The sequence below is a fragment of the Peribacillus sp. NPDC097675 genome (assembly GCF_050277655.1).
GTDB lineage: Bacteria > Bacillota > Bacilli > Bacillales > DSM-1321 > Peribacillus.
The window spans coordinates 58,684-71,429 of sequence record NZ_JBNNSK010000004.1 but is presented as its reverse complement, the minus strand read 5'-3'; the positions used below and the strand labels follow the sequence as shown (position 1 = coordinate 71,429).

Annotated in this window: 14 protein-coding genes; 8 read left to right on the top strand and 6 right to left on the bottom strand. The window is 41.1% G+C overall.

Annotated features, from left to right (window positions below; translation table 11 throughout):
- The first annotated feature begins 39 nt into the window (after window positions 1-39).
- Window positions 40-714 (top strand): phosphatase PAP2 family protein, encoded by a 675-nt coding sequence (locus ACQKL5_RS07575; protein ID WP_427607663.1) that lies wholly within the window; start codon window positions 40-42, stop codon window positions 712-714.
- A 64-nt stretch (window positions 715-778) separates the two neighbouring features.
- Here ACQKL5_RS07575 and yppF read toward each other — a convergent pair whose 3' ends face one another.
- From yppF to ACQKL5_RS07555, 4 genes are all read right to left on the bottom strand, one after another.
- Window positions 779-973, bottom strand: coding sequence for a YppF family protein (yppF, locus tag ACQKL5_RS07570; RefSeq protein WP_427607662.1), 195 nt, complete (start codon window positions 971-973; stop codon window positions 779-781).
- A gap of 231 nt (window positions 974-1,204) precedes the next feature.
- The gene (locus tag ACQKL5_RS07565; protein ID WP_427607661.1) at window positions 1,205-1,468 is read right to left on the bottom strand and encodes a hypothetical protein; all 264 of its coding nucleotides are present in this window, start codon (window positions 1,466-1,468) and stop codon (window positions 1,205-1,207) included.
- A 129-nt stretch (window positions 1,469-1,597) separates the two neighbouring features.
- A complete protein-coding gene (locus ACQKL5_RS07560; protein WP_427607660.1) occupies window positions 1,598-2,986 on the bottom strand; it encodes an L-cystine transporter in 1,389 nt (462 codons plus the stop codon).
- Window positions 2,987-3,271: 285 nt separating this feature from the next.
- A complete protein-coding gene (locus tag ACQKL5_RS07555; RefSeq protein WP_427607659.1) occupies window positions 3,272-3,499 on the bottom strand; it encodes a hypothetical protein in 228 nt (75 codons plus the stop codon).
- Window positions 3,500-3,519: 20 nt separating this feature from the next.
- On the opposite strand from ACQKL5_RS07555, the gene ACQKL5_RS07550 reads away from it, so the two are divergent.
- Window positions 3,520-3,672 (top strand): hypothetical protein, encoded by a 153-nt coding sequence (locus ACQKL5_RS07550; RefSeq protein ID WP_427607657.1) that lies wholly within the window; start codon window positions 3,520-3,522, stop codon window positions 3,670-3,672.
- A gap of 163 nt (window positions 3,673-3,835) precedes the next feature.
- Here the strand turns inward: ACQKL5_RS07550 and ACQKL5_RS07545 are convergent, their stop codons facing one another.
- Window positions 3,836-5,251 (bottom strand): sigma-54 interaction domain-containing protein, encoded by a 1,416-nt coding sequence (locus ACQKL5_RS07545; protein ID WP_427607655.1) that lies wholly within the window; start codon window positions 5,249-5,251, stop codon window positions 3,836-3,838.
- A 289-nt stretch (window positions 5,252-5,540) separates the two neighbouring features.
- Between ACQKL5_RS07545 and ACQKL5_RS07540 the strand changes: the two genes are divergently transcribed.
- Both ACQKL5_RS07540 and ACQKL5_RS07535 read left to right on the top strand, forming a co-directional pair.
- The gene (locus ACQKL5_RS07540) at window positions 5,541-6,734 is read left to right on the top strand and encodes an ornithine--oxo-acid transaminase (RefSeq protein ID WP_427607653.1); all 1,194 of its coding nucleotides are present in this window, start codon (window positions 5,541-5,543) and stop codon (window positions 6,732-6,734) included.
- A gap of 183 nt (window positions 6,735-6,917) precedes the next feature.
- On the top strand, window positions 6,918-8,522 hold the full coding sequence (locus tag ACQKL5_RS07535) for an amidohydrolase (RefSeq protein ID WP_427607652.1): 1,605 nt from the start codon (window positions 6,918-6,920) through the stop codon (window positions 8,520-8,522).
- A gap of 136 nt (window positions 8,523-8,658) precedes the next feature.
- Here the strand turns inward: ACQKL5_RS07535 and ACQKL5_RS07530 are convergent, their stop codons facing one another.
- Entirely contained in the window at window positions 8,659-9,078 is a 420-nt protein-coding gene (locus ACQKL5_RS07530; protein ID WP_427607651.1) for an NUDIX hydrolase, read from the bottom strand.
- A gap of 311 nt (window positions 9,079-9,389) precedes the next feature.
- On the opposite strand from ACQKL5_RS07530, the gene ACQKL5_RS07525 reads away from it, so the two are divergent.
- The 4 genes from ACQKL5_RS07525 to ACQKL5_RS07510 all read left to right on the top strand — a co-directional run bounded on the left by ACQKL5_RS07525 (window position 9,390) and on the right by ACQKL5_RS07510 (window position 12,652).
- Window positions 9,390-10,055 carry a DUF975 family protein gene (locus tag ACQKL5_RS07525; protein WP_427607649.1) on the top strand — a complete coding sequence of 222 codons (666 nt, stop codon included), beginning with the start codon at window positions 9,390-9,392 and terminating at the stop codon, window positions 10,053-10,055.
- A gap of 241 nt (window positions 10,056-10,296) precedes the next feature.
- Window positions 10,297-11,526 (top strand): cytochrome P450, encoded by a 1,230-nt coding sequence (locus ACQKL5_RS07520; RefSeq protein WP_427607648.1) that lies wholly within the window; start codon window positions 10,297-10,299, stop codon window positions 11,524-11,526.
- Between the two features lie 213 nt (window positions 11,527-11,739).
- Window positions 11,740-12,036 (top strand): transporter suffix domain-containing protein, encoded by a 297-nt coding sequence (locus ACQKL5_RS07515; RefSeq protein WP_427607646.1) that lies wholly within the window; start codon window positions 11,740-11,742, stop codon window positions 12,034-12,036.
- A complete protein-coding gene (locus tag ACQKL5_RS07510) occupies window positions 12,017-12,652 on the top strand; it encodes an NUDIX hydrolase (protein ID WP_427607644.1) in 636 nt (211 codons plus the stop codon). Before ACQKL5_RS07515 ends, ACQKL5_RS07510 begins: the two co-directional genes overlap by 20 nt.
- Window positions 12,653-12,746 lie beyond the last annotated feature (94 nt).

Sequence of the window (12,746 nt, the reverse complement as noted above, 5' to 3'; positions counted from 1 at the left end):
CTGTTATAAAAATACTAATATATAAAAACGGAGTAAGCTATGAAAAAAACCATGAAAAATCTTTACCCATTGAGTTATTTATTATTGTTTGTCGTTACTAGTGTCATTTACTCAGTCATTAACCAAATACCGAGTGATGTAGTTGAAGTCACGACGAAGATAGATGATGGAATTCCCTTTATCAAGGAATTTATTTTCCCCTATTTACTTTGGTATCCATTTATATATGGTTTGCTGATTTATTATTGCTTTGTCGATCGAAAGCAATATTTCGTTGCGATAAGTAGTTTAGTAACAGGGAAACTGATTTGCTTTGTTGTGTATATTTTTTGGCAAACGACAGTGCCACGTCCAATAGTGACGGGGGATGATATCTTTGCTAATCTGATTCGTTTCATCTACATGCATGATCAGCCGGTCAACTGTTTGCCGAGTATCCATGTAATGACGACGTTTATCATGATGATTATCGTTTATAACAGGAAAGAGGATCACAAGTGGGAGTACATGAGTGTGACGGTTATGGGAGCGCTTATTATCCTATCCACTTTATTCACGAAACAGCATGCCATTTTGGATGCTTTGGCGGGTATCCTTGTTGCTTGCGGTGTATATGCTGCGGCCCAGTATATGTTCAGCGGTAGAAAGGGTTTTCAGGCGCACCACTTTCGGGCAGAACGTTTGAAAAAAAGAATGAAAAATAGCGACCTATAAAAAATAGTAAGGACTGTCTCATAAGGGCAGTCCTTTTTTGGTAGTATGCAAGCTATCGGGGGAGTTATCCTAAATGAAGTTGTTTTTTTGCGCCTCGCCTATATAATTCTTTGCAAAGGTCTTTGTATTGGAGAATTGATAAATTTCCACTTAAGTATTCTTTTTGAATATAATCTAATAACTCATCTGCATGAAAAGGCTTTTGGCGTGTCTCTTGAATATAGTGCAAAATTAAAACTTCTATTGTCAGTTTGCTCACCTTACATTTCTTTTGGATTTTTTACTTTAATAATATAACATGGAAAATAAAGTAAGTTATGTTTTTAGAAAATTTAAACTACCGACATTATCATACAATTACAGACAAGAGAGTCGAGGTATCGAGAAAATGAAGGTGCGGAAGGTCGATCAATTTGTTTTTGTAGGAGTGAGGGGAGAGTGCTGCATACTAAAAAACCACCTCAAAATGAGATGGTCCAATTTACTTATTCTAATGGTCACTATGTTTAATGGGAGAATAACCTTTTTTCCAATCTGTAGGGCCTTCTTCACTCGGAATGAATTTATTCCAGTAATCCCCGGACTTCTTATCAAAGATGACCATATTATTATCATTTACGGGCACTAGTTCATATCGATCTTCATGGTTTATTCCCTTTGAATCATCTTCTAATGCAACTCTTAGAAATAAACCGAGGATCGTGAAACCTATTATGATGGCCACCGCAATGATGATTGAGGAACTTTTTTTCATACTCAACCTCCGTATCCATTATCTAACAATTATTATATAACTTTTCTTCTCTAGAAAGTGAATTTTCTTTTAAAAAGGTTAACGGAAAAACAAAACCCCCATCTCGTTGCTGAGATGGGGGTTAAGGAATTACATTTCAGTATCTAGTTTTACAGATGTTTCGTTATATTGTTCTTTATCCAGGTCGTGCGTAATTTTACTAGTCAGCACACCTGAAGTCATGCTTCCGCTAACATTCAAGGCGGTTCTACCCATGTCGATCAATGGTTCAACCGAGATCAATAGTCCTGCCAATGCTACCGGTAAGTCCATTGCAGAAAGGACGAGGATGGCTGCGAATGTTGCACCACCACCGACACCTGCCACTCCAAACGAACTGATGGCCACAATCAAGATCAATGTGGCGATAAAGGATGGAGATAGCGGATCGATTCCGACTGTCGGTGCAATCATGACGGCCAGCATGGCTGGATAGATACCGGCACAACCATTTTGTCCGATGGATAACCCGAATGATCCGGCAAAGTTGGCAATCCCTTCAGAGACACCTAGTTGCTTTTGCGTTTGGATGTTCATTGGTAATGCACCTGCACTTGACCTAGCTGTGAAAGCGAACGATAAGACAGGGAATGCTTTTCTGAAATAGGTGATTGGATTCAATCCTGCAATCGTCAGTAATAGCAGATGAATCAAGAACATCACGATAAGGGCTACGTAAGAAGCTCCCACGAATTTACCCAATTTAAGGATGGCATCAAGGTCACTTGTAGCGACGGTAGTTGTCATGATTGCCAAGATCCCATAAGGAGTTAAGCGTAAAATCAATGTCACTACACGCATAATGATGCTATGCAGGGCATCGACGATTTTAGAGAAAAACTCAGCGTGTTCCGGCTGTTTTCTTTTAACCCCTAGATAGGCGATTCCAAGAAATGCGGCAAAGATAACCACAGAAATCGTCGAAGTCGAACGAGCACCCGTTAAATCAAGGAACGGATTGGCTGGGATTAGCTCGATGATTTGTTGCGGCATGGACATTTTATCTTCGATAGAACCTGTTTTTTCCGTAATTTCAACTCCGCGACTCGTTTCCGCGTCCCCTTGTTCAATTTGAACGGCTTCTAAATTGAAGACGGTAGCGGATGTAATACCGATGGCTGCCGCAATAGCAGTCGTACCAAGTAAAATCCCGATGATCAAGACACTGATTTTACCGATATTGCTTGTAAGTTTCAATCTCGTAAACGCCGACAAAATCGAAATGAATACGAGTGGCATAACGATCATTTGTAGAAATTTAACATAACCAGAACCTACGATGCTAAACCAATCGGCAGATTTGACAATCGCTACCGATCCAGGTTCATAAAAGTACTGCATCAGCAGACCGAACACAATCCCTAACCCAAGTGCAGTGAACACCCTTTTTGTAAAGGAAATATGTTTTTTGTTCATATAAAACAGAACGCCCAATAGGACAATCATTATGGCGATATTCAAGAAAACATAACCAATCATTTTAATCCTCTCCAATTCCTATTAATCTACTCTGAATAATAAATACTAGGAGTATGATACATCATTTATTACTTTTTTACCAGCGAAAAATAGTATGAATTAAAGATATTTTTTGGAAACATAGGAATTTAGGGTTTTTGATGAAGATTGGAATGGATTTATACAGGCTTTTTGCAGGATTGAAATGCAAGAAGAGGGAGAATGAATAAGGCTTATGTGATGGTAAAAGAACTAGAGAACGAAAAAAGCTTGAAGTGCATTGCACTTTAAGCTTTAGTTGCCACGTCATGGCATCATTTCGTTTACCAAATACAGATTATAAAGTGCAGGAACCAACAATCCAAGGGCTAAGGAAATAACGGCCGCTAATTTATACTGTCTGATAATGCGCTCATCCCCTGACTTTAAGCTTTGGAAGAAAGTAAGGGTGAAATAAAAGCCAAGGATGAATAATATCGTAGAAAGAATGCCTAACCAGTTACCTGTCCCCATTAATGTAGAGAGATTATCCATTTATACATCTCCTAGATGGATTGAATTATTTTTTAGCACTCAGCTTTGAGAAGCGAGCGAACGGAACTGTGTACCTGACAAAAGAAGTCACAAGCCATTCCTATTATGCATATAAAGATCGGCCGGTTCCGATTTCTTATGGTGTAGAAACTCCATACAAAATATTTCTGTAGGATACGAGCTGGGAAGACGTTTTTCAAATTATGATGACGAATGAGATGTTGATGTATTACCTTGTCTGTTTTATTACGGTAGCCATGATCTATGTGTTCATATGCTGGAGACGCTATAAAAAGACAGGTTCGTACTTTTCTTAAAAGGGTATTCCCCCACTTTCTAAGTGAGGGGATTTTTGACTTGATACTTTTTTAAGCGGTACTGAAGGCTTTGGCGGCTAATATTCAAGGCCCTCGCCGCTTGTGAGATATTTTGGTTATGTTCTTTTAACACTTTTTCCAAATAAAGCTTCTCTGTATGCGCGATATAATCATCGAGAGGGAGCGTTCCCGCGGGAGGGAGGGAATCCACTATGCGTCTTGGTTCCGCTTCTTCCAAATGAGCCTTCTTTTTGAAGAGGGAGGGAAGGTGCGAAATTTCTATGCTTTTATCACCAGGTTCTAGCAAATTCATGGCTCCTTCGATGATATGTTCAAGCTCCCTTACGTTTCCAGACCACTCATATTCATAAAAAAGATTGTAGACCTCTTCACTGATTCCTTCGATATCCATTTCGAACAGCGCATTGAATTTTTCAATAAAGGACTGAGCGAGCAATGAAATGTCGTCTTTTCGTTCACGGAGCGGCGGAATGAATAAAGACACCACACTTAAACGGTAATAAAGATCCTTCCGTAAGCGCCCGCTTGAAATCGCATCAATGGGGTCTTCGTTAATCGTAGCGATGACACGAACGTCAATCTTCTTATCTTTCGTATCACCTACCCGACGAATCGTCCTTTCTTGAAGGGTCCGCAATAATTTCGCCTGCAAGCTCGGGTTCAAGGAATTGATTTCATCAAGAAGAATGGTACCGCCTTCTGCTTGTTCAAACAGTCCTGGCCGTTCAATCGATCCCGTGAAGGCTCCTTTCTTCGTTCCAAAAAGGATTCCTTCTATCAAACTATCAGGTAGTGCTGCGCAGTTTTGACTGATGAATGGATGGTTCGAGCGGCTGCTTCCATTATGGATGCTTTGTGCAAAAAGTTCCTTACCGGTCCCGGTTTCCCCGACAATGAGAATCGAGGAAGAGGTTCTTGTGGAACGCTTGCTCTTTTCGATGACCTCCAAGAAATTCTCACTGACCCCTAAGATGCTGTCGAAGGTATATCGGGTGTCTCCCTTGTTTAATATATTATCTCGAATGATCCTTTCAAGATTAGTGATATCCTTGGCGACCTCGATGGCCCCAATAATCTTTTGCTCTGTGTCAAATATCGGATACGTATTGTTGATGGTGGAAATTTGCTGACCGAGGCTATTGAAGTAGGTCTGTTTCGAGTTTTCGGTTACTTTCCCGGAGTGAAGGGCCCTGATCAGGGTACTTTCCGTTTCTTCTTTAAATTTAAATATATCGTGAATCTTTTCCCCCAATACATCTTCTGAAGGCATTCCCTCAATTTCGGCCATCTTTTTGTTATAGACAATTGTCAGGCCTTTTCTATCTATAATATGAATACCTGTATCGATCACATCCACGAGCGAATAAAGAATCGGTTGAAAACCATCCATCTTCATAAGTTGGTTAAAATCCATGATGCACCCCCCCTTAGGTTTTTCCTTTGTTTGAGACAATTGTAAAGTAAATCCAATATTGGTGCAATTGTTTATTGCACCGCAAGTGTATTTTGCATAAAAGTGCCGAATACCTTTGCATGCTCAGTGAGATTAATGGCGTACGGACCTGTTTTGTAAGGAGTAAGAGTTTTGGCATGAAACTTGCAAATTAACTAATCATAGAAGAAAAACGACATCTTGTAGTAAGGATACGAACACTTTTACTCATTATTAGCGGAAAACCGCTTCATTCATAGGAGGAATCGACATGAAGACTGTTACAGAAAAGGTAATCGAACAAACCGAACAATATGGGGCCAATAATTATAATCCACTTCCCATCGTCATTTCGAAGGCAGAGGGAGTCTGGGTGGAAGACCCTGAAGGAAACAAATATATGGATATGCTTAGTGCGTATTCTGCCGTGAACCAGGGTCATAGGCACCCAAAAATCATTCAAGCGCTAAAAGATCAAGCGGACCGTGTAACATTGACTTCCCGGGCGTTCCATAGTGACCAACTGGGTCCGTGGTATGAAAAGGTGGCAAGGCTTACCCAAAAGGACATGGCTCTTCCGATGAATACGGGGGCGGAAGCGGTTGAAACAGCCATCAAGGCTGTTAGACGTTGGGGCTACGACGTAAAAGGAATCGCTGAAGACCAAGCGGAAATCATCGCCTGTATCGGCAATTTCCATGGCCGGACGATGACAGCCGTTTCATTATCTTCTGATGAGGAATATAGAAGGGGATTCGGACCGATGCTGCCAGGAATCAAGTTGATTCCCTATGGAGACCTTGAGGCATTGAAAGCGGCCATCACCCCGCAAACTGCCGGATTCCTAATCGAACCGATCCAAGGGGAAGCGGGCATCATCATTCCACCAGCTGGTTTCCTAAAAGCAGCGTATGATTTGTGTAAAGAAAACCATGTCTTATTCGTTTCGGATGAAATTCAATCGGGCCTTGGCCGTTCAGGTAAAACATTCGCATCCGATTGGGATCATGTTGTTCCTGATATGTACATTCTGGGCAAAGCGCTTGGCGGCGGGGTTTTCCCGATTTCTTGCGTAGCTGCCAATCGTGAAATCCTAGGTGTCTTCAACCCTGGTTCACACGGTTCGACATTTGGCGGCAATCCCTTGGCATGTGCGGTTTCCATCGCTTCCTTAGAGATTCTTGAAGATGAGAAACTTGCGGAACGTTCGTTGGAATTAGGCGAATACTTTAAAGAGAGCTTGAAGGAAATCAATAACCCGAAGATTAAAGATATACGTGGAAAAGGCCTTTTCATCGGAGTCGAATTAACAGAAGAAGCAAGGCCGTATTGTGAAAAATTAAAAGAAGAAAATATACTGTGTAAAGAAACGCATGATACCGTAATCCGGTTTGCTCCTCCATTAGTGATAACGAAAGAAGAACTGGATTGGGCGATCGCACGTATTAAGAAAGTTTTATCCTAATCTCCTAGGGGCATGTCTATTTCGTGCAGGCCTCGAAGAATAACTGGTCCATTAATGAAAAAGGGTATTCCAAAGATGAGATATATTTTGGGATGCTCTTTTTTAGTTGATTAATAAGTTGGTTGATTTATTTGATGAATAATCGGAAAATTAGGATAACTTCATAAAAGGGAGAGAGATAGAATGACCAGTGACATCATTTATGTGAACGCAAAGATCTTCACAGCTAATCCAGAACAGCCTTTTGCAAGTGCTATGGTTATTCGTGATGGACGCATTCACTGGATTGGGGAAGAAGATGAAACGGAGGCGATGGAGGGGGAAAGAGTAGACCTTCAGGGACGGCGCATGTTGCCGGGCCTCATCGATGCGCATATGCATCCGTTATATCTAGCTAGCTCTTCCAAGCAAATTCCTTGTATGCCACCGGATGTCGAATCAATTGAGGATTTAATAACAGAAGTGCGTAAAGCAAGGAAAATACAAGACCCAGAGAGTTGGATAGAAGGCTGGGGGTATGATGAAGGGAAATTGGCTGACCGCCGTTCGCCTTCTCGCTGGGATTTAGATAAAGCCACAACAAAAAGTCCCGTTATCATCACGCGCACCTGTACCCACATTGTTGTGGTGAATAGTAAGGCGCTGGAGCTTGCAGGAATAAATAAAGGCACAAAAGATCCAGTTGGAGGAAAAATCGACAGAGATTCAGATGGGGAGCCGACGGGGGTTTTGCGGGAAAATGCTAAGGATTTAGTCATGAAAATCATGCCGGTTCAAACGATTGAACATGATAGTAACGCGCTTGCAGATTTAAGCCCGAAATTACTTTCACATGGAATTACGGCCATTACGGACTTGATGGCAAAGAAAAACCCTGTGGATTACTTGGACCTATATAATGCTGCCACCGATAAAGGTATGAAGCAACGTGCAGTGCTTTACTACATATGGGGAAATATTAAGGATGACCCGATTTTAAAAAAGAACAATACGAATAGAGAACATGCCAATCATGTTGGAGGCATTAAATTATTCGCTGATGGCAGTGTGTCAGGTCAAACGGCATGGGTCAATCCGTCTTTTTTAGGGGGAAACGAGAACTTTGGAATTCCGATGACCACTAAAGAGGAGCTGTTACGTGCAGGGGAAGCGGCCGAGAAACATCAGATACAATTGGTTATACATGCAATGGGTGAGCAGGCAATCGATTTAATTGTCGATACCTTTAATGGGAAAAAGGGCTGGATTGATGATGGTCCCTCCATCAGAATTGAGCATGCAGCGATGCCGTCTAAGAAGGCTCTACAACATGCAGGTGAAATAGGAATCGCATTTGTCCCGCAACCGATCTTTCTATACGCTGAAATTGAATCGTACCTTACTAATCTTGGAGCTGAGCGCATGAAGCAAACGTATCCAATTCAATCGATGATGGATGCGGGTATCATGGTGGCCTTCTCATCTGATGCACCTGCAACGGCGTGGGCGGATCCTGTCAATCCGTTTGTGGGAATGATGGCGGCTGTCACGCGTATGGCTCATGATGGAACAGATACAGGACAGGAACAACGTGTAGATGTTGAAACGGCCATTATGCTTTATACAAAAGCGGCACAGGAAGTTACGCGCATCCCGGATGTTGGGCAGCTTGCACCGGGTTATCATGCGGACTTTATTATCCTAGACCGAGACATTTTGGCCATCATGCCTGAAGAAATAGGGGAAGTTCGGGTTGAAGAAACATATATGGCCGGTAAGAAGGTCTTTCAAAAAGAAACAGCAGTGTGATGTTAAAAAAGAGGAAAGGGTCCGATTGAAACCGATAAAAGATTGATAGAGCTATTGTACAATGCTCTATACTAGGGGCTTCCTCTCTGGAAGCCCCTTTTTATTAGGTGAAAGGTAATCAAGGAGGATGAAATTCTTAAAATTCTATATAAAATGGATGGGTGCTTTCATCCAAACAGCATTCAATTCTTTGTCTGAAATTCTTGAAAGTCACCATTTCAAAAGCTTGCTCAATAGGATAGTAGCCTACTTCTAAACTCTCTGGTGAAGTTGTCAATGTTCCTCCAATTGCTTTAGCCAAGAATAGTGTATTACAGATGGAGTCTGTTACATTTTGGAATATGCCACAAAATTTCATCACTTCAATGTCGATGCCTGTTTCTTCTTTCGTTTCTCTTTTAGCGGCTTCTTTCAAGGACTCCCCTTCTTCGACTTGTCCCCCGGGCATTTCCCAACCTCTCCTGGGCCCTTTGATTAATAGGATCTCCCCTTGTTCATTCGTTACAATCGTTGCTGCTGAGACTATGTGTTTTGGTGGTGTAAAGACTTTCTGCATGCCATGTTCCAATCGACTTCCCCATTTCTTTTATTTATTAGTCTATCTGTTTCCCAATCATTCTTTCTTCATAATACCATTAAATGTAAATTAATACCTTTTAGAGGGGGCCACTCAAAAATAAAACATCGAATAAATGAAACAATATACCTATATATAACATTGGGGATAAAATCTTATGTAAGAATAATTATGGTAGAATAAATTAATAACCCAAATTAAGTAACATCAGTATGTTTTATGAATTTTATTGGGACAGATTACATATTCATTAAATAGTACTATGTAAAAAGGAGGAGTGTCATTCAACTATGAAAATCTCAGAATTAAAAAGGGAAGCAAGGCTTTCTCTGAAAGGCAACTGGGGAACGGCCGTAGCACTTTCGTTAATCATTTTCTTGCTTAACATGGTCCTGCCTACCGTCATTGAAGTGATTTTTAGTGGTGGGTGGTCAGAATCTAACCAGGATATGGAACCAGTAGGGGTATCAATATTCAATATGCTTTTATCGATTGCATTAATTCCGTTGTCAATAGGTATTTACTGGTATTACCTTGACCTGGTTAGAATGGAAAGTACCTCGTTCGAGAAATCATTCTCCATCTATACCAACGGTAAAACTTTTATAAAGGTGATCATCGCTTCAATTGTGCAAGGTATATTTGTATTTTTATGGTCTTTATTATTTCTCATACCGGGGATCATCAAAAGTCTGGCCTATTCTCAATTATTTTTCCTATTAAGGGATCATCCCCAATTATCGACGCTCGAAGCCATTACAGAGAGCCGGAAAAGGATGAACGGCCTTAAGGGGAAGTATTTCCTTATGATTTTAAGCTTTATAGGATGGGGATTTCTTTGTTTATTCACGGTAGGCATCGGCTTCATATGGTTGATACCGTATGTTGGGACAACAATGGCTGCCTTTTACAATGAATTAATTGCCTCACAAGATGATAATCAAATAGTAGAATAATTTCTTAGCCGGTAGCGAAATCGCTGCCGGTTTTTTTTGTTATGGAACTTGGCGTGAAGGTAATTTTTTCTTTAGTGGGTAGAAAGTGGTGGTAAGGATGGTTCATGGTCTGTCTTAGACATTTATCTTATAATGGGTTGGTTGTACAGTAAAGGTAAATTAAGAGATTGATTGATGGAAAAATGACGATTCTATAGCACCTTTTTGGTAGATATTATGAAAAGATAGGGGAGTCGATATCATGAATGAAGTTATTGCAGTAAAAGAAATACCACAATTTAAGACCCGTACGGAAGAATTTAGCCCGTATGAATGGTGCAAAAAGATGTTAGAGAGAGAGTCCATCATGTATCACGAAGGAACGGATACGTGGAATGCCTTTAAATATGAACATGTTAAGCTGGTGCTCAGCGATTACAAAAACTTTTCGAGTGTAAGGAAACGTACCACGATTTCGGTTGGTGCGGATAGTAAAGAAGGGGCCATCCCAGATAAAATTAACTTAATCGGTGTGGATCCACCCTCCCATAGAAAGCACCGCTCACTATTGGCGGCAGCCTTCACACCGAGGAGTCTACAAAACTGGGAGCCTCGCATTCAAGAAATCGTGAATGAACTGATTGAGGACATAGGGGGCTCCGAAATGGATATTGTCCAATCATTGACAAGCCCTCTTCCAATCATTATCATGTCCGACTTGATGGGCGTACCTTCAAAGGATCGTTTGCTTTTCAAAAAATGGGTGGATATTTTATTTCTTCCCTATGAAAAGGAAAAAGAAGAAGAGGTCAATAAAAAGAAGCAAATAGCAGCAAAGGAATACTATGAGTACATCTATCCAATTGTCGTGCAAAAACGTTTGAATCCAGCCGATGATATCATCTCGGATTTGTTACAGGCGGAAGTGGATGGAGAAACATTCACAGATGATGAAGTGGTACGGACGACGATGTTGATATTGGGAGCGGGAGTGGAAACAACCAGTCACTTGCTGGCCAACACGTTCTATTCGCTATTGTATGATGACCCTACAGTTTATGAAGAACTTCATCAAAATCCTGAGTTGGTTCCACAAGCTGTCGAAGAAATGCTGCGGTACCGGTTTAATTTAGTTAAACTGGATCGTACGGTTAAAGAGGATAACGATCTATTGGGAGTGGAACTCAAGAAAGGCGATGTCGTGGTCGTTTGGATGAGCGCCGCGAATTTGGATGAAGCCATGTTCGAAGATCCGTTCAAAGTGAATATCCATCGTCCTAATAATAAGAAACATCTATCGTTTGGGAATGGCGTGCATTTCTGCTTAGGGGCACCGCTTGCCCGACTTGAAGCGAAGATCGCCCTCACGACATTCGTGAAGAAATATGCCCGCATTGAACCGGTTGATTCTTTCTCTTTAGAAGACAAGTTGACCGATGCAGCGACCGGACAAGCATTAACATCCTTGCCGATGATGGGGTATAAAGCCTGAGGAAATAAGGGACTGTCAAAATGACAGTTCCTTATTTTGTATTATACGGAATAGTTGTGAAACGGAATGCTGTTTCATTCGTATACGTACATAGTGCATCCATCTTATGGGAGGGGGTAAAGTAAAGACGTTCTAAGGCTGTTCGGAAAAAGGAATGCATAAGTGAGTGGTTTAGAGCACTGTAAAGAGTGACTGAAAATGGGAGGTCTTCTTTTGGAAAAGGAAGCTGTCGTTGTAAGAAAGGAAAGAAAGTCTAAGTCTTATAAAATAGGGATGGTGCTTCTGATTTTGGCGTTACTCACTTGGATCATTCCAGTAGTGGCGCCATTTACACCGTTTTCTACAAACACAAAGACAATTGTCGTTGCAGGAGCGATCATTATTGCTGAAGTCATGTTTTGGGTAGGGGCCATTTTGGTCGGGAAAGAAGTAGCAGCCAAATTCAAGGGGTACCTCAATCCTAAAAACTGGAGGAAAATTAAGCGAGAAGGTGAAAATCATCGAAAATGAACGGCTGAAAATATTTAGTGAGGACCGAAACCATATAGGTGAGGCAACGAGGGAAGAAGTGCATCGGCTTGGACATTGGCATGAGGTGTTTCATTGCTGGTTCATCAGTCGGGAAGAGGAAGTCGATTATCTTTATCTTCAACATCGATGTTCATTGAAAAAGGACTACCCGGATTTGTTGGATATCACGGCTGCAGGGCATTTACTGGCCGATGAAACAGTACATGACGGTGTAAGGGAAATTAAAGAAGAGTTAGGCATAACAATACCTTTTGATGAGTTGCTTTCATTAGGAGTGATTGAAGACTGCGCGACAATGGAGAATTTCATCGATAAGGAACTGGTTCATCTATTCTTATATAAAAGCTCCAACCCCTTAGGTGATTTCATCTTGCAAAAGGAAGAAGTCTCGGGAATCGTCAAGGTTAAACTGGAGGAATTTGAACAGCTATGGTTCGGTCCTTTAGATAAGGTGCATATTCAAGGGTTTGAGATCAATCATTTAGATGAGCGGGTTATGATTGATCAATATGTGGGGAGAAATCGCTTTGTGCCGCATGAAACTTCCTACTATGAAAGCCTGATCAGATCCATTAAGAATGTATTATTAAATTAAGAAGAGTGCAGGATGTGGTTGTTTTTGTCGAAAAATCGATATATGGAGGTTTTTCGACGAAACAAACACTTCTAAGGAAGATATATTTTAATTT

Bases quoted from the DNA above. Each gene is read 5' to 3' on its own strand.
- ACQKL5_RS07555 (WP_427607659.1), bottom strand. From the start codon at position 3,499: ATGGATAATCTCTCTACATTAATGGGGACAGGTAACTGGTTAGGCATT.
- ACQKL5_RS07575 (WP_427607663.1), top strand. From the start codon at position 40: ATGAAAAAAACCATGAAAAATCTTTACCCATTGAGTTATTTATTATTG.
- ACQKL5_RS07560 (WP_427607660.1), bottom strand. From the start codon at position 2,986: ATGATTGGTTATGTTTTCTTGAATATCGCCATAATGATTGTCCTATTG.
- ACQKL5_RS07545 (WP_427607655.1), bottom strand. From the start codon at position 5,251: ATGGATTTTAACCAACTTATGAAGATGGATGGTTTTCAACCGATTCTT.
- ACQKL5_RS07565 (WP_427607661.1), bottom strand. From the start codon at position 1,468: ATGAAAAAAAGTTCCTCAATCATCATTGCGGTGGCCATCATAATAGGT.
- ACQKL5_RS07525 (WP_427607649.1), top strand. From the start codon at position 9,390: ATGAAAATCTCAGAATTAAAAAGGGAAGCAAGGCTTTCTCTGAAAGGC.
- ACQKL5_RS07530 (WP_427607651.1), bottom strand. From the start codon at position 9,078: ATGCAGAAAGTCTTTACACCACCAAAACACATAGTCTCAGCAGCAACG.
- ACQKL5_RS07540 (WP_427607653.1), top strand. From the start codon at position 5,541: ATGAAGACTGTTACAGAAAAGGTAATCGAACAAACCGAACAATATGGG.
- ACQKL5_RS07520 (WP_427607648.1), top strand. From the start codon at position 10,297: ATGAATGAAGTTATTGCAGTAAAAGAAATACCACAATTTAAGACCCGT.
- ACQKL5_RS07535 (WP_427607652.1), top strand. From the start codon at position 6,918: ATGACCAGTGACATCATTTATGTGAACGCAAAGATCTTCACAGCTAAT.